Source organism: Pseudomonas sp. A-R-19 (assembly GCF_019956575.1).
In the GTDB taxonomy this organism is placed as follows: Bacteria; Pseudomonadota; Gammaproteobacteria; order Pseudomonadales; family Pseudomonadaceae; genus Aquipseudomonas.
Map to the genome: position 1 here is coordinate 230,850 of NZ_JAHBDR010000038.1, position 19,465 is coordinate 250,314.

The following is a 19,465-nucleotide window of genomic DNA, read 5'->3' on the forward strand; positions in this document are numbered from 1 at the left end:
AAATCTTTGGTGTCTGGTCGGACGTCTTCGCGGGCAAGCCCGCTCCCACAGGGTAATGCGGTCAACTGTGGGAGCGGGCTTGCCCGCGAAGGGGCTCTCAGCTACAACACAATACTCATGCCGTCATAAGCCACTTCAACCTCGCGCCGATCCAGCTCCGCGCGCTGTGGTGAATCCTCATCGAGAATCGGGTTGGTGTTGTTGATGTGGATAAGCACCTTGCGCTGCTCGGGCAACTGTTCGAGTACTTCGAGCATGCCGCCGGGGCCGTTCTGCGCCAGATGGCCCATTTCGCGACCGGTGCGCGTGCCGACCCCGCGACGCTGCATTTCGTCGTCATCCCACAAGGTGCCATCGACCAACAGGCAATCGCTGTCGGCCATGATCTCAAGCAGCGGCGCATCGACTTTGCCAAGTCCCGGTGCGTAAAACAGTTTGCCACCGGTGTTCAGGTCTTCAACGATCAGGCCGATGTTGTCGCCCGGATGCGGGTCGAAACGGTGCGGCGAGTAGGGCGGCGCGGCGCTGCGCAGTGGCAGCGGAGTGAAGCGCAGGTTCGGGCAAGCCGGGACGCTGAAGCTTTGATCGAGTTCGATGCGGTTCCAGTTCAGCCCGCCATTCCAGTGCGTCAGCATGGTGAACAGTGGGAAGCCACTGCTCAGATCCTCGTGGACCATGTCAGTACACCAGACCTGATGCGGGCAACCTTCGCGCAGCATGAGCAGGCCGGTGGTGTGGTCGATCTGGCTGTCCATCAGGATGATCGCACCGATCCCGGTATCGCGCAGGGCGCGACCCGGCTGCATCGGGGCGAAGCTCTGGAGTTGCGCGCGGATGTCCGGGGAGGTGTTGCACAGCACCCAGTTCACGCCGTCATCGGAAATTGCGATGGACGATTGCGTCCGAGCCGTGGCCCGCAGGCTCCCGTCGCGAAAGCCTGCGCAGTTCACGCAGTTGCAATTCCACTGGGGGAATCCGCCGCCGGCGGCGGAACCTAGAATCTGGACGAACATGGGCGCTCCATCATTTCAACGCTGAAAATAAAACGCCTCGGATAACCGAGGCGTTGTGCTGCACATCTGCCAAGGCAGAGATTAGCGGCTGGCGAAGTACATGGTGACTTCAAAGCCGATACGCAGGTCGGTGTAGGCAGGTTTGGTCCAGGCCATAAATTGAACTCCTTCGGTTGGGGTAGGACAGCGCTATCTATAGGTATAGGCCACCTCAAAGTCAAAGAGGTTCCAGATAGTTAGGTTGCTATGTTACTCAAAATTTCAAAGAGATTGCCCGTGAAACTTTGAGAAAGCTCCTTACAGCCCCGGTAATGATCATTTTGCCGCTTGCCATGGCGCGCCGGGTACAGCGTTGTTGGCAAGGCACCGCCGGCCGCCTTCGGCCTGATTCAGGCGTTGGGCCGCAGCCAGTAGAGCGGTCCGGTCAATGCGCACAATGGCCTCGGGCAAGTGCATCAGATAATCCGACGAACGGCCGGCCAGCTTGCCCTGCCAGAGCAATTCGGCCGCTTGCCCCGTGGTAAGCGCAGCGCTGGAAAACTGATCCGCCAGGGCCTGGCGTTGAGCGTTGAAGGTGCTGTCGTCGAGCGCGTGAATCAGCTCCGGCAATCGATCCAGGAATTGCTCGATGTGTTGCAGCAGCTCCACAGGTGCAACGCTTGGCGATTGCACGCCGAACAGCAACCCGGTTTGCCCGTGGATTTGCCGCAGGGCGCTGAACACCGCATAGCCGAGTTGCAACTCCACCCGCAGGCGTTGGTAGAACGGCGTCTGGCAGACATGCGCGAGCAACCGCCACGCGGCTTCGTCGGCCATTTCCTGAGTGGCTGTCGGACAGAACAGCAGCAACGCGTGCTCGCTGGAAGTGGTATCGACAGTGCTCCACAGATGCTGTGCAAGGATCGAAGAGGGCGGCGTCGGTTGATTGTCCGGCGTGCCGGGTATGCGGCTCAAGGCCAGGCCCATGGCCGCTTGAGTCTGAGCCGATAACCCGATGGCCAGCCCATCCCAGCGTGCACTCGACCAGAGTTGCTGCACGTCATCCGAGTTCGCGGTGTGCCCGTGGCAGTGATCGGGCAATGTTTTGAGCAGTTGTCGAATCGGTATCAACGCAACGCTGGTCGATGCGGTTTGTGAGACAGCGGCATCGGGTTTTGTCAGTTCTTTCAGCACATGCTCGAGGACGGCGGACATCGGCTCCTGTAGCCCATTTAGTTTGAGCAGCCATTCGTTGCCCGACGCACTGAAGGACAAATCCACACCGGCCTGCCGCGCGTCTTCGCGCAACGGCTGCAGGTTACTTTCCAGCCGTGACTGGAGGCTGCTGCCGGGAGCCGAGTCCAGGCGCCAGCGCAGATAAATCGCGCCTTCAGCGCTGTTGTCCGGCCATGCCTGGCTGAATTGCATCGGCGACCGTTCACGACGGCTGCGCGAACGGTCCTGGGCAAAAGTGCGCAAACCACGATGGGCGCTGGTCTGGCCGCGAATCAATCCGGCGTTGGGCGCCGGTGCTTCGGTACGCAGGAACGGGTTGGGTGCGGGCAATTGCCATGGCCCGCTGAAGTTATCCACAGCGCCGATTTGTTTGAGGATTTGCTTGAGGGCTGTAACGCCTTGCCCGGATAACCCGACTTCGAGTTGCTCGCTGTCCAGTCGGGCCAGTTGCAAGGCGCTGCTGACTTGCTGCTGGCGCTGGAGCAGGGCGACGTACTCTTCGCGCAGCGGGCTCCAGTCTTGCCGGGCGAAGAAGCCCAGCCAATCCATCAGCCGCTCGCGAATCCCGGTTGCGACGGAGTTGGCGGGCAAGGTGAACTCGACGTGCAGCAAGGCTTGCCCGGCGAATTGATACAGCAACTCGGCCTTGAGCTGTTCCGCCAATCCACGCTCACGCAAATCCGCCAGCAAACCACCCGGCTTCTCGGTGTTCAGCCAGTGACACAGGAACAGCAGTGCTTCGGTGGAAGATTCGGGCAGGGCCTCGAGGGCAAACAGCAGATCCAGTCGTTGTTCGCCAGCCTGTTGATAACTTGAGACTGAGGTCGTCATCAGCGGCGCGGGGGATTGTTGTGGGGCTGTTTCACCTTGGGCAAGGGCTTGGCCAAATGCCTCGGCCATCGCTCTCAATTCATCGACACTTTGCGGACCGGCCAGGCTCAAGGTCATCTGCCCTGTCCGATAGAACCGCTGATAAAAATCCTGCAATGCCTGCTGAAATTCGGGTTGCGGCACCGGCAGGCTATCGCGATTGCCCGCGTGGAAACCTCGCAGCGGATGAGCCTCAGAAAGCCCATCGAACAATGCCCGCTGTTGTTGCGCCGCCGGATCTTGTGACCACGCGACAAACTCCGCCTGCAACACTTCCCGTTCTCGCTGCTGATCGTCGGGATTCATACGTGGATGGGCGAGCATGTCTGACAGACGCTCCAGCCCACCGGCAAACGCTTGGGGTGACAGTTCGAAAAAGTAATCCGTGGTGCGTTCGCTGGTCCGCGCATTCACTTGCCCGCCATGACTCTGGACGTAGGCCATCAGCCCTTGTCCCGCAGGAAAACGCACGGTACCGAGAAACAGCAGATGCTCAAGAAAATGCGCCAGGCCAGGCCACGCCAGCGGCACATCATGGCTGCCCGCGGCGACCCGCAACGCGGCTGCGCAGCGCTTCAAATCAGGGGCATGACGCAGCGTCACCCGCAAGCCATTGGCCAGGGTTTCAGTGTGGGGGCGAGGGTGATTCAGCGCGGGCATGGGCACTTCCAGAACAGTGAAGTGCCAATGCTAGCGGATTACAGTGGACTAGCGCTTGCTCAGGTCGCCGTAAAGCTCGGGACGACGATCGATCAGGTAGCGATTGGCGGCGCGGGAGTCGACCATCAACTGACGATCCAGCTCACCGACAATCAATGCTTCATCAAGTCCTGCCTGGGCGATGCGGCTGCCATCCGGCGCGGCGATGCTGCTCTGGCCGCAATAGTGGATGTCGCCTTCGTGGCCGCAATAGTTGGCGTAGGCCACATAGCATTGGTTTTCGAAGGCGCGGGAGCGCACGGTGACATCGGCGACGAAATCGAACGGAATCATGTTCGCGGTCGGCACCAGGATCAGCTCGGCACCGGCCAGGACCAGGCGCCGGGCGTTTTCCGGAAATTCCAGGTCGTAGCAGATCAGGAAACCGAGCTTCCAGCCATTGAGCTCAACGATAGGAAACTCATCGGAACCTGCGCTGAACATCGAGTGATCGAGGTCGCCGAACAAGTGAGTCTTGCGGTAGTTGCACACGCGCTCGCCACTGGCGTCGATCAACTGCACGGCGTTGTAGATCTGCCCGTCGGCGGTGCGCTCGGGATAGCCATACAAAATGGCGATCCCGGCCGCCTTGGCAATGCGCGCGATCTGCTGCGCCGACTCACCGTTATGCACCTCAGCCAGCACACTGACGGCATCGACACCGATGTTGTAGCCGGTCAGGAACATTTCCGGCAGCACCAGCAGGTCGGCACCTTTTGCCTCCAGCGCAAGCTGGTGCAAGCGTTGCAGGTTGCCAGCGACATCCAGAGGCAGCGGTGGGCATTGGTAAAGGGCTACGCGCATTTCGGATTCCTCTTACTCGGGCAGGGCGATCGGTCCGATCTCGTTGAATACATCTCCTGGACCCGGATTCTCGGCGTGAGTTGCACCGCCGAAGTGTTTCATGATGCCCCATACCGCGTTGAGCGATGTCTGCACCGCGCCCTCGACCCAGGCCGGCGTCCACGAAACGTCGTCACCGGCGATGAAGATCCCGCGCTGTTCGGCCGGCATGTCGTCCTGCATGAAGTGCGCGTACATGCGCTGGTTGTAGCGGTAGTGGCCGGGCAGGGCGCCTTTGAACGCGCCGAGGAAATGCGGGTCGGCTTCCCACGAAACGGTGATCGGGTCACCGATGATGCGCGCGGCGATGTCGACTTTCGGGTAGATCTTCTTCAACGCATCCAATGCCAGCTTCACGCGTTTTTCCACCGGCTGCGGCAGCATTTTCAGCGCGTCGCTCATCCACGAGTACGACAGGCAAATCACCCCTGGCTTGTCGTCGCCGTTGTCGAACAGATAAGTGCCACGGGTCAGGCGGTCGGTGAGGGTCATGCTCATCAGATCGCGGCCGGTTTCCGGATCCTTGTCCTTCCAGAACGGGCGGTCGACCATCACGAAAGTCTTCGACGACTGCATGTAGCGGGTGCGGTCCAAAGCCATCCACATCTTTTGCGAAAACAGGCTTTCGTCGCATTCGATTTGAGTGGTGAGCAGCCAGCTCTGGCAGGTGGTCAGCACGGCTGCGTATTCGCGGGTGTCGCCCCAGTTGTCGGTGACGGCGAAACGGCCGCCCGGTGCGTGGGCAATTTTCTTCACGCCGGTGCGCGGTGCGCCGTTGTGCAGCGAGCTGAGGCTGGTGCCGGCCGGCCAGTGTGCGCAATGCTCCGGCACGTGGCGCCAGATGCCCTGCGGAACCTGTTCCACGCCGCCGACCACCAGGTGCTGGTGATCGTCGCAGTTGGTCATGACGACGCGGAAGATTTCCAGCATCGAGTTCGGGAAGTCCGAATCCCAGCCGCCGGTGCCGAAACCGACCTGCCCGAACACTTCGCGGTGATGGAACGACAGCTTGGCGAACGCCTTGGAGGTGGCGACGAAGTCGTAGAAAGTGCGGTCGTCCCACAGCGGTACCAGGGTGTTCCACAGCTCTTTGAGGCGTGGCACGTCGCGGTCGCGGATGGCTTGCTGGATATCCGAGAACTGCGAGCCGGCCTCCAGGGCATCGGCCCAGGCGTCAGCCACTTCCTGGAAAAGTGCAGGAAGGTCCGACAACTTCTGTGCGTAATGGGTCTGACCTTCGAGGTCGATCACCGTACTGCCCGACGCAGGCGTCAGCGGGTTGGGGAAGGGTTTGGTTTCCAGGCCGAGCTTGTCGACATAGTGATAGAACGCAGTGGACGACACCGGAAAGCGCATCCCGCCCAGTTCGGCAACGATGCCTTCGGCACCATTGAACGCCTGGGAGCGCAAGCGGCCGCCCATTTTCGAGGCTTCGTAGACGACCGGTTTCAGACCCAGTTTCATCAGTTCGTAAGCAGCCACCAGCCCGGCGATGCCGCCGCCGACAATCGCCACTTCGGCACCGTGATTGTGCTCTGGAATGCTGCCCAGGCCAGCCGGGTGTTCGATCCAGTCGTCGAAGGCAAAAGGAAAGTCCGGACCGAAAATGGTGACTGGTTTCTTACCGTCTGCAGGATGGCGATTGTTCTTGTTCATGGCTGACCTTGCTGGCGACCCGACGCGGAATGCGCATCTGAGTATAGGAAAAGATGCCAGCCATTCTAGAGAGCACAGAGCACGTTAATAAGACGCAAAGTGTCGTCGTTTTGCTATTGGATTGATCAATGTGACGATCTATAAATACACACTGAGCACTGTGGGAGCGGGCTTGCTCGCGAAAGCGGTGTATCAGTCGCAAGTAGAATCGACTGACACGACGCATTCGCGAGCAAGCCCGCTCCCACATTGGATAGCGTTCAAACCGGCTGCCCCCGATCAATCTTGCTACTCAAGATGATTGACGTCGTAGTCTTCTCTACCCCATCCACACTGCCAATCTGATCCAGCAACTGATCCAGCTGCTCCGGCGAATCGGTGCGCAACCACGCCACATAATCAAATTCGCCACTCACCGCACACAACTGCTGCACCTGCGCCATCGCGCTCAGGCGTCGCAACACCTCCTTGCCGGAACGCGGTTGCACGGTAATCCCTACATACGCCTGCAATCCGCCATCCACCACCCGCTGCCCAAGGCGCACGCCGTAGCCGGTGATCACCTTGGCCTTTTCCAACCGCGCCAGGCGCGAGGTGACCGTGGTGCGGGCGATGCCCAATTGCCGGGCCAACATAGCCACACTCTCGCGGGCGTTGATCTGCAGGGCGGCAATCAACTGGCGGTCGATTTCGTCGAGAACGGGTGGGCGAATGTCAGGCAAAGGGGCTGTCTCCAACGGTACGAATCAATGGCCAAGCATGTTACAGGCACATCCGGCGCAGCGCTCGCGGCGGATATTTGATCTAGCCTCAGTACCGTTCATGACATTTCTGCCTGCGACAAATTGCCATAAGTAACTAGGTAGTACATTATTCCACCCTTGTCACAAATGGGGAAAATTTCCGACATGAACAATTCTGGGGCTGCCGCCGGCAGCAAATGGTTGCTGGCGGGGCTGGGTGTGCTGATTGCACTGATCGGGCTCGGCCTGGCCGGTGGCGGCGGTTATCTGATCGCGCTCGGCGGTAGTGGGTACTTCTTGTTGATGGGCCTGGCCATGCTGGTGTCCGGGTTGATGATTGCCCGGCGTAAGCCGCTCGGCGCCCGGTTGTATGGTGTGGCGTTGGTCCTCACGGCGATCTGGGCCGTTTGGGATGCCGGCCTCGAATACTGGCCGCTGGTCTCGCGGGTACTGACTTTCGCCGTGATCGGTCTGGTTGTAGCGCTGATCTACCCGACCCTGGTCCGCGCTTCGGGCGCGACCGGCGGCCGTGGTGCTTACGGTTTGGCCGGTATTCTGGGTGTGGGCGTCGTTGCGACGATGGCCTACATGTTCGTGCCGACCCACGTGGTCAAAAACACCACTGTACCTGCGATAACGCCGGTCACTCCGGGCACCGAACAGAAAGACTGGGCCCACTGGGGCAACACCACCGCCGGCAACCGCTTTGCCGCGCTGGACCAGATCAACAAGGGCAACATCGACAAGTTGCAGGTGGCCTGGACTTTCCGCACCGGCGACATCCCGCAAAGCACCGGCGCTGGCGCCGAAGACCAGAACACCCCGCTGCAAATCGGTGACACGGTCTACACCTGCACCGCCTACGGCAAAGTCTTCGCCCTCGATGCCGACACCGGCGCCCAGCGCTGGAAGTTCGACCCGCAAGGCACCGCGCCGAACTGGCAGCGCTGCCGTGGCCTGGGCTATTCCGAAACCCCAGTGTCTGCAGACAATCAGCCAACCGCCTGTACGAAACGTCTGTTTCTGCCGACCGGCGATGCACGCCTGATCGCCATCAATGCCGACACCGGCAAGCCCTGCGAAGAGTTCGGCAACAAGGGCACTGTCGACCTGACCACCGACATGGGTGAAGTGAAGCCCGGTTACTACCAGCAAACCTCGACTCCATTGGTCGCAGGGGACGTGGTGATCGTCGGCGGTCGCGTGGCGGATAACTACTCCACTGGCGAACCGCCGGGCGTGGTGCGTGCCTACGACGTGCGCAGTGGTGAGCTGGTGTGGGCGTGGGATCCGGGTAATCCGAACACCACCAAACGTCCGCCGGCCGGTGAGACTTATACCCGTGGTACGCCGAACGTGTGGTCGGCCATGTCCTACGACGCCAAGCTCGGTCTGGTCTACCTGCCAACCGGCAACGCGACGCCTGACTTCTTCGGCGGTCAACGCACCGAGTTCGACGACAAGTGGAACTCGTCCATCGTCGCCATCGATGTGAAAACCGGCCAGGTGCGCTGGCATTTCCAGACCACCCACCACGACCTGTGGGACTTCGACCTGCCGGCACAGCCGCTGCTGTACGACGTGCCGGACGACAAGGGCGGCACCCAGCCAGCCTTGGCGCAAGTCACCAAGCAGGGTGAGATCTTCCTGCTCAACCGCGAAACCGGCGTGCCGATTGCCCGCGTCGAAGAGCGTCCGGTGCCGCAAGGCAAGGTGCCCGGCGAGCGCTACTCGCCAACCCAGCCGTTCTCGGTGGACATGCCGTCAATCGGCAACAAGACCCTGACCGAATCCGACATGTGGGGCGCCACACCGTTTGATCAGTTGATGTGCCGCATCCAGTTCAAAGGCATGCGCCACGAAGGCGTCTACACCCCGCCGGGCATGGACCGCGCGCTGCAATTCCCGGGCTCGCTGGGCGGCATGAACTGGGGCAGCGTCTCGGTCGACCCGAACACCCACTACATGTTCGTCAACGACATGCGCCTGGGCCTGGCCAACTACATGATCCCGCGCGACAAGATCAAAGCCGGGGCCAGTGGTATCGAAATGGGCGTGGTGCCGCAGGAAGGCACACCGTTCGGCGCCATGCGCGAACGCTTCCTCTCGGCGGTCGGCATCCCGTGCCAGAAACCACCGTTCGGCACCATGTCGGCCATTGACCTGAAGACCCACAAACTGATGTGGCAAGTCCCGGTCGGCACCGTGCAGGACACCGGCCCGCTGGGCATCCGCATGCACCTGCCGATCCCGATCGGCATGCCGACCCTCGGCGCATCGCTGGCTACCCAGTCCGGCCTGCTGTTCTTCGCCGGCACCCAGGACTTCTACCTGCGCGCCTTCGACACCGGCAACGGCAACGAAATCTGGAAATCGCGTTTGCCGGTGGGCAGCCAGTCCGGGCCGATGACCTACGTTTCACCGAAAACCGGCAAGCAGTACATCCTGCTGACGGTGGGTGGTGCACGTCAGTCGACGGATCGTGGGGATTATGTGATTGCTTACGCTTTGCCCAAATAAGGCACGGTGAACCCTTGTAGGAGCGAGCTCGCTCGCGATGGACGTCAACGATTACGCGTGCTCGCTGAGTAAACGTGTCGTACTTGAGTTCATCGCGAGCGAGCTCGCTCCTACAGAAGGCGCCTGATGCCTTGATTGCTCAGCACTACGCCGTTGCGCGACGTCGGCTAGCATTGAGGTAATCAAGGGTGCGAGGCGAAAGACATGACGACAAAACTGCCTGACGCTGTACGAGACCACGCCTTGCAGATCGCCCATCACGAAATGGGTCACTACATAGTGGCCCGCACGCTGGGGTTTGAAACGGGTGGTGTGACCTTGACCGTGGCGATGGATCTGCGGCATCAAGGTGGCGCGTCCGTTTCTCTGGTGCGGCCAATCGCTTCGATGGACACCATGAAGGAATATCTGGAAGCCCGGATGATGGTCCTTCTGGCTGGCGCAATGGCGCAGACACTCCCTTCAAAACCTTCCGCCGCCAAACGCGTCGATAAGCTCAAAGCCACCGCCATCCTCAAAGGCGAGCAGGGCGCGGAGCAGGATTACGCAAAGGTCAGGGAGCTTCAGCATCTGCTGCGAAATATCGTCTACCCGGACACTGATCCTGCGTCGGGTGAGCGGATAGCGGCGGAGCTTAAAGAGATGACAGATCGGCTGTGGCTTCGGACTCAAAAAATCATAGAAGATCAGGCCGAGACGATTGCCGAATTGGCCGAGGCGCTGGTGGACGGTATGGTCATCATGGAGCAATGGGGACGGCCGACGGATACGTATGAGGGCATGCTGACGGGGCAGATGCTGGAACGGCGGCTGGTCGTGCAGGCCATGCCTTCATGATGTGTTTGAACTGAAGAACCGAAGCATCTGGCTCTAATCAGTCCCAAAAAGGGAACGCTCGGTCCCTGTTTGGGAATTTTCAGGCTCTGTTTGTTTTATTGATCCGCATGCGCTCTCGTTTGAGCAGGTTTGCGCGTCAACACCTTCACTACATCATCAATCACCGCTTTGCTCATCGCCGTCAGGTAATGCGCGGCCCAGGCGTGGCGTTCGGAGTCTTGGGCGTAGGCGGCGTCCACGGTGAGGGACTTGGCGAGGAACAGTAGGTCGGAGGCTTGGGCTAGGGCGTCGGCGATGGGGACGTCGCGGCAGACGTGGAACAAGGGCTGATCCGAGAGATAAAGGAAGGGGGTGAAGCCGATGGTTTTTAGTTCTGAAGGATCGGACGAGATGGGTTTTGTCATGATGTAACTCCTTAATCCTAGGAGCTGCCACGTTCGTTTCCAAGCGAATGGGTGGCAGCTGTACGCAGGTTGGAAAACCGGGGATCAAGGAAACCGGCACGCCCGAAAGCGTCCCACGCACAGCTGCCATAACACAGTTTCGCAGTCTTAAAAAACGACTGGAGTAGTGGTAGATACTGCTGCGTTTTTGATCCGACGGGTTTCCAAGCCCGATCGCTGAATGGTCAGCGACGTCCGAAGACTATCCCGTCGAAGAAAAGCGCAACAAGGCGGCAAAGTGCCCAAATAGAAGATTCGGAGTTTGCCTACAAGGTCCTAAGGCGTCATCCGATAAAACGAGACATCAAGTAAACAAAACTAAACGCCAGACACGAAAAAGCCTCGTAAAAAGCGGCTTTTCCACCCCGAAGACTGCATTTGAAAACCAAAGCAATCAAAAATATCTTGACGAAGAAATATTTACGATGAGACAAATGTCCACGTTTTATGGAATGTGGACACTTGGGGTTTTTGACTTTATGAAGAGTCAAGATATTTTGCTTCTGTTCAAAATGGCTAGCCTGCACGCACAAGAAGAAAATCTTTATGGGGTGATGGAGTCTGAGTCGAACTCAAACACGGTTGAGGATTTGTTGAAGCTACAACCGATACATCTGACGGCCGGGGGGCGGGTGGGGCAGCCGCTAGTCACCGACGCCAATGATGAAGAAACTGTATTCCGGCGCCAGGAGTTCGACGCCCTCTTGGGTGATGAGGGCGGGTGGGAAGGTTGGTCGCAAACAGTATCTTCTCCACCGCTGGCGAGTTGGAGTGAAGGCTATTCGTTGCGTGCGCTGTCTGCGTCTCTTGGACTCAGCAAAAGCGAGGTTTCAAACTCCATGGTTAGGTGTCGCGAGTCCGGAATGCTCACCAATGATTACGACACCGGGCTTCCGAAAGTGAATAGGCGAGAGCTGCTGAAAATCACCGAGCATGCCCTGAAATACTTTTTCCCCGTGAAGCCAGGCGCAATGGTTCGCGGCATCCCAACAGGCTTCGCAGCGCCAGCGCTTTCCAAAAGTATCAAGAGTGCTGGCGGGTTGATTCCGGTTTGGCCTGATGCTCTCGGAACTGAGCGTGGTCAGGCGATAGTGCCGCTCTACAAGACAGTACCGGAAGCGGTAAAGAAGGACAGAATCCTTTATCACTATCTTGCGCTTGCTGATGCGATCCGACTTGGCGGCCCACGAGAGTCTGGTGTGGCAGTTAACATTCTAAAAGCCGGAATGGGTCTGAAATAACATGTCATCAAATGCGGATCACAACTATGAGCTCATAGAATTTGTCGCAGACGGCTTAGGGGAGTCTTTTCTCAGAGAGGTTGCCTTTGTCGGTGGTTGCACCACGGCCATGCTGGTGACAGATGCTGCTGTGCTGGACGACATTCGTTTTACCGATGATGTTGATCTGGTGATAGAGCTAGCAGGCATTAGCGCTTGGCAACATCTCACAGAGCGCCTTGCAGCTAAGAATTTCAAGATCACAGGTGAAGATGAGGTCAACTGTCGTTTCCGCTTCAACGACGTCGTCGTTGACGTAATGCCTTCTGACCCCGCTGTTCTCGGATACGCCAACCGTTGGTTCGTGGAGGGGCTGGCGAGGGCTGATAAATTTACGTTGCCCAGCGGTACCGTCATCCAGATATTTAAACCGACCTACTTTCTTGCGACAAAGCTAGAGGCGTTTGATGGCCGTGGTAATGGTGACCCCTACCACAAGGATGTCGAAGACATCATTATCTTGATTGATGGTCGTACGGAGCTTTTGGAGGAGGTTCGCCAGGCAGAGCCTGAACTCAAGAAATTCATCACTGCTGGAATTAGAGATCTTGCGGCGCTCAGTGGTATCGACTACGTAATTGAAAGCTCGGGCTCGATACAGGCAAATCCGGGTAGAGGCCGAATCATCCATATGCGCATGAGGGACCTGGGCAACGCATGAGATACGTCACCAGATCCGTAAAAGGAAGAGCCAGGAAAGCCAACAATGACCGTGTTGGAGTTCTCTGCGATGGCGAAAGTGGGCTATTCGTTATCACGGATGGTACGTCGAAGACTGGCAGTGGCCAACTGGCTGAACACTTCGTAAAAGGTGTTTTAGCGGCCTACCAAAAACAGTTAGATCAGGGGGGTGATATCACTGAGCACGAAGCGGTAGAGCAGCTACTTTGTTCAGTGCTGAGTGAGCTTCACCCCACATTGTTTGCGGAGCAGACAGGGACGATGTGTTACTTGGTCGGTGTTGTTGCTCATGGGAAGCTCACGCTTGCGTATGAAGGTGACTGTTCGTGTGGAGTTGTGACACCGGCAAGCACGATCGAATGGGTTACGCCGCCCCACTGCAAGGCCAATTGGAGGCGCGCCAGCTCACACCGTGAGCTGGCGCAAGATCCGGCCCGAAACTGGATAACTCGATGTTTGAAGGCTAATCGTGCCCCGGCTCCTGACTTTGTTTTTCATCAAGTGGTCGTCGGTGAGCGATTGGTGTTCGTAACCGATGGCTTCTGGGCGGAGTTAACGGAGTCGCAGCAAAGCAATTTGCTGGTGGCACCTGATAGCGACTTTATTGCTGTTGAAGATGACATTACGTGGATCGATGTCCAGTTCTAATCCCAGGGGTGTGAGGTCATGCCATGCTGGGAATTACTTTTTTCTTGTAGTGCGTATCCCTCTCTGATTTCAACTCAGCCAATAGACCCCTCCGACCATTTCGGGGTTGTATCTGTGGAGAACCACCCAGACACGCAAAAGCCGCGCATTGCGCGGCTTTCTTGTTTGGTGGGCCCACACGGACTTGAACCGTGGACCAAAGGATTATGAGTCCTCTGCTCTAACCAACTGAGCTATAGGCCCTCAGTAGGTCGCGGATTATAGCGACGGTTTCGCGGCTGTGCTATCCGAAAAAGCCATTACTGTTGTACGAAGAAACGTTGCGGCAAATTCGTCGGCGGGCAGGGGCAGGCTGACGATGTAGCCCTGGATTTGCGAACACCCCTCATAGGCCAGGAATTGCTGCTGCGCCTGGGTCTCGACCCCTTCGGCAATGACGGTGAATTGCATGCTGCGGCCGAGGGCGATGATGGCGCGGACGATTGCTGCATCGTGGGGATCGTCTGGCAGGCCGCGGACGAAGGACTGGTCGATCTTGAGGATGTCCAGCGGCAGGCGCTTGAGGTAACTCAAGGAGGAGTAACCGGTGCCGAAGTCATCGATGGCCAGTTGTACGCCCAGATTTTTGAGTTGATGCAGTACCGCCAGCGCTTCTTCGGCCTGGCTCATGATGAAGTTTTCGGTGATTTCCAGTTGCAGGAAACCCGGGTTGAGACCGTTGTCCTTGAGCAACTGTTCGATACGACCCAGCAGGTTGGGCTGGCGCAATTGGGCGCCGGCAAGGTTGACCGACAGCGGTCCGGGACTTTCGTACAGCCGGTGCCATTCGGCCATCTGCCGGCAGGCGGTTTCCAGGACCCAGTCGCCGATCTGCAGGATCATGCCGTTTTCTTCAGCCAGCGGGATGAAGTGTTCCCGCGGCACGTCGCCAAAGGTCGGATGACGCCAGCGGATCAGGGCTTCGGCGCCGACCAGGCTGTAGTCTTCGAGGCTGATTTTCGGTTGGTAGCACAAGTGCAACTCGTTGCGTTCGATGGCGCGGCGCAGTTCGTGTTCCAGCGCCACACGTTCGCTGGCCTGGGCGGTGAGGTCGCGGGTGTAGCTTTCGACGCGGTTGCGGCCCTTGGCCTTGGAGCGGTACATCGCGGCGTCGGCGTTCTTGATCAGTGTGGCAACGTCGCAGCCATCCTTCGGATAGAGGCTGGTGCCGATGCTGGCGCTGATGAAAAACTCGTGTTCGCCGGCCTGGAACGGCGCGGCGAAACAATTGAGCAGTTTGGTGGCGATATTGTCGGCATCACTGGGTTGTTGCAGGCCCGGCAGCAGGATAATGAACTCGTCACCGCCCAGGCGTGCCACGGTGTCGATGTCACGCAGCTGCTCCCGGAGACGTACGGCGATGCCCTTGAGCAGCAGGTCGCCGACCGGGTGGCCGAGGCTGTCGTTGATGTGTTTGAAGCGGTCAAGGTCGAGGAACAGCACGGCGCCCTGGCCGCCATGTTCCTGCTGGCTGGTGAGCGCCGTCAGCAGGCGGCTTTCGAACAGCGTGCGGTTCGGCAGGCCGGTCAGCGGGTCGTGGTGCGCCTGGTAGTCGAGTTTGGCCTGGGCATGCTTGAGGCTGGATATGTCGGCGAACACCGCGACAAAGTGGGTGATGAACTTGTCGCGGTTGCGCACGGCGCTGATGGTCAGCCAGCTCGGGTACAGCTCGCCATTCTTGCGCCGATTGGAAATTTCGCCCTGCCAGTGACCTTCAGCGGTCAATTGATGCCACATGGCCGCATAGAACGCGCTGTCATGCAGGCCCGAGGCGAGCAGGCGCGGTGTGTGCCCCAGCGCTTCGCTTTCGCTGTAGCCGGTGATCTCGGTGAAGGCCCGGTTGACTGCGCTGATGTGCTGCTGAGTGTCGGTGATCAACACGCCTTCGGCGGTGCTTTCGAACACGGTGGCGGCCTGCTGCAGTTTTTCCTGCATCAAGTGCCGCTCGGTGATGTCCCGGGCGATGGTCAACATGCAGTCCTCATCGCCAATCGGCAGCGGACGGCTGGACACTTCGCAGAGGCGGATCTGTCCGTCGCTGCGGCGGATATGGCAGCTGAAGTCACGGACAAAACCGTCCCGGTGCAGCAGGTCGAGCATTTGCTTGCGTTCATTGAGGTTGACCCAGATCCCCAGTTCCAGCACCGAGCGATCCACCGACATGGCGCTGTTGAATCCGGTGATGCGGCTGAAACCCTCGTTGACCTCCAGCAGCAAACCGTCACTTTGCCGCGACAGCAGCAGGCCGTCGGGGGATGCATGGAAGGCCTTGGCGAACTTTTCTTCGGACGTTTGCAGTTGTTGCTGGGTTTCCTTGAGCTGGGTGATGTCCCGCACCACGACCACCAGCGCCGGTGTCATGTCCAGGTCAAAGGGCTCGGCGGAGATCAGGCCGGTAAACACCTGGCCGTTGCTGCGCCGAAAGGGCATTTCCAGGTTGCGGATGCTGCCGGCCTGCAAGCGTTGCAGCAGGCCTGGCCCGACACCGGGAATCCCCCAGATGTTCAGGTTGGTGGCGGTCTGGCCAATGACGTCCTCGGCCTTGAGGCCGATCTGTTCTTCGAACGCTTCGTTGACCTCCAGCAGGCAACCGTCGCTCAGGCGCGCGATCACCAGAATGTCAGGGCATTGCTGGAACACGGAAGCGAATTTCTGTTCCGACAGGCGCAGCGCTTCTTCGGTGCGCTTGGCCTCGGTGATGTCGATCATCAACCCGCGCATCACCGGCTCATGCCCGTGTTCGATCAGGCTGACGATATCGCGTACCCACAGGCAGCGGCCGTCGGCGGTGATCACCCGGTAATCGAGGCTGTGATCGCGTCCGGCCAGCACTTCGTGATCACAGAAAGTCTGGGCGCGGATCAGGTCGGCGGGGTGAATGATGTTGCGCCAGAAGCCCGGAATCAGCCAATGGGACAGGGGATAACCGAGCAGGTCTTCGGCGTGGGGCGATACATAGCTGTAGGTGTAGTCGGTGACTTTGGCTTCCCAGGCGATGGCTGACAGGCTCTCCACCAGGCCGCGGTAGTGGTACTCGCTGCTGCGCAGTTCCTGTTCAAGATCGACCCGGCGGGCGATTTCCGAACTCAAGCGGCGGTTGATGCGGATAACTGCCGCCAGCACCATGGTCAACAGCAGCAATCCGGGCAGACCATACACCAGCAGGTCATTCCAGAATGTTCGATGATCGAGGACGTTGCCGACCCAATGCTCCTGAATGGCGCTGATTTCGGCGGGACTCATGTCCGCCAGGACTTTGTCAAGAATGCCAACGAGTATTGTGTTGTCGCGTGGCACAGCCATGGCCATTTGATAGCGATAGGGGGTTTCACCGCTGACATACAACCCGTCGAGCTTGAGTTGGCGCAGGCTCCAGACGCTGGATGCCAGATCGCCCACCACGGCATCCACTGCGTCGGTGGCCAGCGCCTGCAACGCCGAGCTGACGTTGGGCATCGCCACCAGGTTCAGGTCGGGATTATGGGTGCGCAACAGTTCGTGGGGGGCGTAGTTTTCCACCACGGCGATTTTCAGGCCGTACAAGTCTTCCAGGTTGTGTGGCTGGGGGCCCCCGACGTGGGCCAGGATGACAATCGGAAAGTCCAGGTAGGGGCGGGTGAATGACAGGTAGTTCTGACGCTCTGGGGTCGACATGATGCCGGGCAGCAGGTCAATTTTGCCCTTTTTGGCTTGCTCCAGGACGACGGTCCAGCTCACCGGCTCGATGGGCGTAAGCCGGGTCGCCAGCCTTTTGCGGATGACCTCGATGTAATCCGCGGCAAGGCCCTGGTAGCGGCCTCCATCGTCACGAAACTCGAAAGGCGGCCACGACGCATCGACACCCAAGCGCAAGTCCGGGTGAGCCGCCAGCCAGCTACGTTCATCGTCAGTGAGAGTCAGAGCGCCAGCCGTTGCGGTCCAGGTCATCAGCGACAGCAAAAAAAGCACGGTCGGCAGTCTGGGCATAACGGTCTCGTTATGGCTCGGGGGAATGTTTCGAGTGTAGACGGCTACGAGGCGGAGGGGGTGCTGAGATATTAATCTGCCATAAAACAAAACCCCCGGCCTGGGCCGGGGGTTCTGGTATCACTCGTCGAGGAAGGAGCGCAGATGCTCGCTTCTCGTCGGGTGGCGCAGCTTGCGCAGCGCCTTGGCTTCGATCTGACGAATCCGCTCACGGGTAACGTCGAACTGCTTACCAACCTCCTCGAGGGTGTGGTCGGTATTCATGTCGATACCGAAGCGCATGCGCAGTACCTTGGCTTCACGGGCAGTGAGGCCGGACAGCACTTCGCGAGTCGCTTCTTTAAGGCTCTCAACGGTTGCAACATCGATTGGCGACTGCATGGTCGAGTCTTCGATGAAGTCACCCAGATGGGAGTCTTCGTCATCACCGATCGGGGTTTCCATGGAGATCGGCTCTTTAGCGATCTTCAATACCTTGCGGATCTTGTCCTCAGGCATTTCCATGCGTTCGCCCAGCTCTTCCGGCGTCGGTTCGCGACCCATTTCCTGCAGCATCTGCCGGGAAATGCGGTTGAGCTTGTTGATCGTCTCGATCATGTGCACCGGAATACGGATGGTGCGGGCCTGGTCGGCGATCGAGCGAGTGATCGCCTGACGGATCCACCAGGTGGCATAAGTCGAGAACTTGTAGCCGCGACGGTATTCGAACTTGTCTACCGCTTTCATCAAGCCGATGTTGCCTTCCTGGATCAGATCGAGGAATTGCAGGCCACGGTTGGTGTACTTCTTGGCGATCGAGATCACCAGACGCAAGTTCGCTTCAACCATCTCTTTCTTCGCGCGGCGGGCCTTGGCCTCACCGATCGACATGCGACGGTTGATGTCCTTGATTTCAGCGATGGTCAAACCGGTTTCGGTTTCCAGCGCGGTCAGCTTCTGCTGGCAACGGATGATGTCCGGCTGCAGACGACCAATGGCTTCAGCGTATTTGCCTTTGCCTTTGGCCAGGGCATCACTCCAGCTTTCGTCGACTTCGTTGCCCGGGAACTGGCGCAGGAAGTCTGCACGCGGCATGCGCGCATCACGAACGCAGAGCTGCATGATTGCGCGCTCTTGCTGACGCAGGCGATCCAGGGCACTGCGAACACGCTCGACCAGGCCTTCGAATTGCTTCGGCACCAGTTTGATCGGCATGAACAGCTCGGCCAGGGCCAACAGTTCGGCAATCGCTGCCTTGTTGTTGCGACCGTGCTTTTTCAGCGCCTTGCGGGTGATTTCCATCTGATCGGCCACAGCGCCAAAACGCTGGGCAGCGATGATCGGATCCGGGCCGCTTTCGGCTTCTTCTTCGTCATCGGAAGATTCGGCTTCATCGTCGTCGGAGTCGTCATCCGCTTTAACGGCTTTCGCGTCGATCGGCGGCGGCACTTCTGCCGCAGGCGGCGCGATGCCGTCGTCCGGGTCGATATAACCGCTCAGGACGTCGGACAGGCGACCACCTTCGGTGGTGACGCGGGTGTACTCGGAGAGAATATGATCAACCGTGCCAGGGAAGTGCGCGATTGCGCTCATCACCTCACGGATGCCCTCTTCAATACGCTTGGCGATTTCAATTTCGCCTTCACGAGTGAGGAGCTCCACCGTACCCATTTCGCGCATGTACATGCGCACCGGGTCGGTAGTGCGACCAATGTCGGTCTCGACCGCAGCCAACGCTGCAGCGGCCTCTTCGGCTGCGGCTTCGTCGGTATCGGCGTCGGCCAGCATAAGGGAATCCTTATCTGGCGCAACCTCGAATACGTTGATCCCCATGTCATTGATCATGCGGATGATGTCTTCCACCTGTTCCGGATCTGAAATATCCTCCGGCAGGTGGTCGTTGACCTCCGCGTAAGTCAGGTAGCCCTGCTCACGACCAAGTGTGATCAACTCTTTGATACGAGACTGCTGTTGCGCTTTTCCGGACATAACACCCTATCCACTGAAGGTCTTGGCGGGCAAAAAACAAGCCG

General features: G+C 59.0%; 14 protein-coding genes and 1 tRNA gene. 5 read left to right on the top strand and 10 right to left on the bottom strand.

Annotated elements, in window-relative coordinates; genetic code table 11:
• Nucleotides 1-101: 101 nt before the first annotated feature.
• The 6 genes from pqqB to KGA88_RS07235 form a co-directional block, all read right to left on the bottom strand.
• Nucleotides 102-1,013, bottom strand: a complete 912-nt coding sequence (gene pqqB, locus KGA88_RS07210) for a pyrroloquinoline quinone biosynthesis protein PqqB (protein ID WP_110660724.1) — start codon at nt 1,011-1,013, stop codon at nt 102-104.
• Nucleotides 1,014-1,094: 81 nt separating this feature from the next.
• Nucleotides 1,095-1,169, bottom strand: coding sequence for a pyrroloquinoline quinone precursor peptide PqqA (pqqA, locus tag KGA88_RS07215; RefSeq protein WP_003444522.1), 75 nt, complete (start codon nt 1,167-1,169; stop codon nt 1,095-1,097).
• Between the two features lie 159 nt (nt 1,170-1,328).
• Nucleotides 1,329-3,758, bottom strand: coding sequence for a pyrroloquinoline quinone biosynthesis protein PqqF (pqqF, locus tag KGA88_RS07220; RefSeq protein ID WP_223589881.1), 2,430 nt, complete (start codon nt 3,756-3,758; stop codon nt 1,329-1,331).
• Nucleotides 3,759-3,806: 48 nt separating this feature from the next.
• On the bottom strand, nt 3,807-4,601 hold the full coding sequence (locus KGA88_RS07225) for a carbon-nitrogen hydrolase family protein (protein ID WP_223589882.1): 795 nt from the start codon (nt 4,599-4,601) through the stop codon (nt 3,807-3,809).
• A 12-nt stretch (nt 4,602-4,613) separates the two neighbouring features.
• On the bottom strand, nt 4,614-6,296 hold the full coding sequence (locus KGA88_RS07230; protein ID WP_223589883.1) for a flavin monoamine oxidase family protein: 1,683 nt from the start codon (nt 6,294-6,296) through the stop codon (nt 4,614-4,616).
• 260 nt (nt 6,297-6,556) lie between these two features.
• Nucleotides 6,557-7,018, bottom strand: coding sequence for an Lrp/AsnC family transcriptional regulator (locus tag KGA88_RS07235; protein WP_046029956.1), 462 nt, complete (start codon nt 7,016-7,018; stop codon nt 6,557-6,559).
• Nucleotides 7,019-7,204: 186 nt separating this feature from the next.
• Here KGA88_RS07235 and KGA88_RS07240 point away from each other — a divergent pair, with 186 nt between their 5' ends.
• Entirely contained in the window at nt 7,205-9,559 is a 2,355-nt protein-coding gene (locus KGA88_RS07240) for a glucose/quinate/shikimate family membrane-bound PQQ-dependent dehydrogenase (RefSeq protein ID WP_223589886.1), read from the top strand.
• A 204-nt stretch (nt 9,560-9,763) separates the two neighbouring features.
• Nucleotides 9,764-10,396: a peptidase M41 gene (locus KGA88_RS07245; protein ID WP_223589889.1), complete on the top strand. Its 633-nt coding sequence runs from the start codon at nt 9,764-9,766 to the stop codon at nt 10,394-10,396.
• A gap of 95 nt (nt 10,397-10,491) precedes the next feature.
• Here KGA88_RS07245 and KGA88_RS07250 read toward each other — a convergent pair whose 3' ends face one another.
• Nucleotides 10,492-10,800: a DUF3077 domain-containing protein gene (locus tag KGA88_RS07250; RefSeq protein ID WP_110661338.1), complete on the bottom strand. Its 309-nt coding sequence runs from the start codon at nt 10,798-10,800 to the stop codon at nt 10,492-10,494.
• A 491-nt stretch (nt 10,801-11,291) separates the two neighbouring features.
• On the opposite strand from KGA88_RS07250, the gene KGA88_RS07255 reads away from it, so the two are divergent.
• Genes KGA88_RS07255 through KGA88_RS07265 form a run of 3 tightly spaced genes read left to right on the top strand, consistent with a single transcriptional unit; the run spans nt 11,292 to nt 13,448 of the window.
• On the top strand, nt 11,292-12,080 hold the full coding sequence (locus KGA88_RS07255; protein ID WP_223589955.1) for a MarR family transcriptional regulator: 789 nt from the start codon (nt 11,292-11,294) through the stop codon (nt 12,078-12,080).
• Nucleotide 12,081: 1 nt separating this feature from the next.
• Nucleotides 12,082-12,780, top strand: a complete 699-nt coding sequence (locus tag KGA88_RS07260; protein WP_110661340.1) for a hypothetical protein — start codon at nt 12,082-12,084, stop codon at nt 12,778-12,780.
• Entirely contained in the window at nt 12,777-13,448 is a 672-nt protein-coding gene (locus tag KGA88_RS07265) for a PP2C family protein-serine/threonine phosphatase (RefSeq protein ID WP_223589891.1), read from the top strand. The genes KGA88_RS07260 and KGA88_RS07265 overlap by 4 nt, the downstream gene beginning before the upstream one ends.
• A gap of 166 nt (nt 13,449-13,614) precedes the next feature.
• Here the strand turns inward: KGA88_RS07265 and KGA88_RS07270 are convergent.
• From KGA88_RS07270 to rpoD, 3 genes are all read right to left on the bottom strand, one after another.
• A tRNA-Ile gene (locus KGA88_RS07270) sits at nt 13,615-13,691 on the bottom strand.
• A gap of 15 nt (nt 13,692-13,706) precedes the next feature.
• The gene (locus KGA88_RS07275) at nt 13,707-17,453 is read right to left on the bottom strand and encodes a bifunctional diguanylate cyclase/phosphodiesterase (protein WP_223589894.1); all 3,747 of its coding nucleotides are present in this window, start codon (nt 17,451-17,453) and stop codon (nt 13,707-13,709) included.
• A gap of 120 nt (nt 17,454-17,573) precedes the next feature.
• Nucleotides 17,574-19,421, bottom strand: coding sequence for an RNA polymerase sigma factor RpoD (gene rpoD, locus KGA88_RS07280; RefSeq protein WP_110658301.1), 1,848 nt, complete (start codon nt 19,419-19,421; stop codon nt 17,574-17,576).
• Nucleotides 19,422-19,465: the final 44 nt, after the last annotated feature.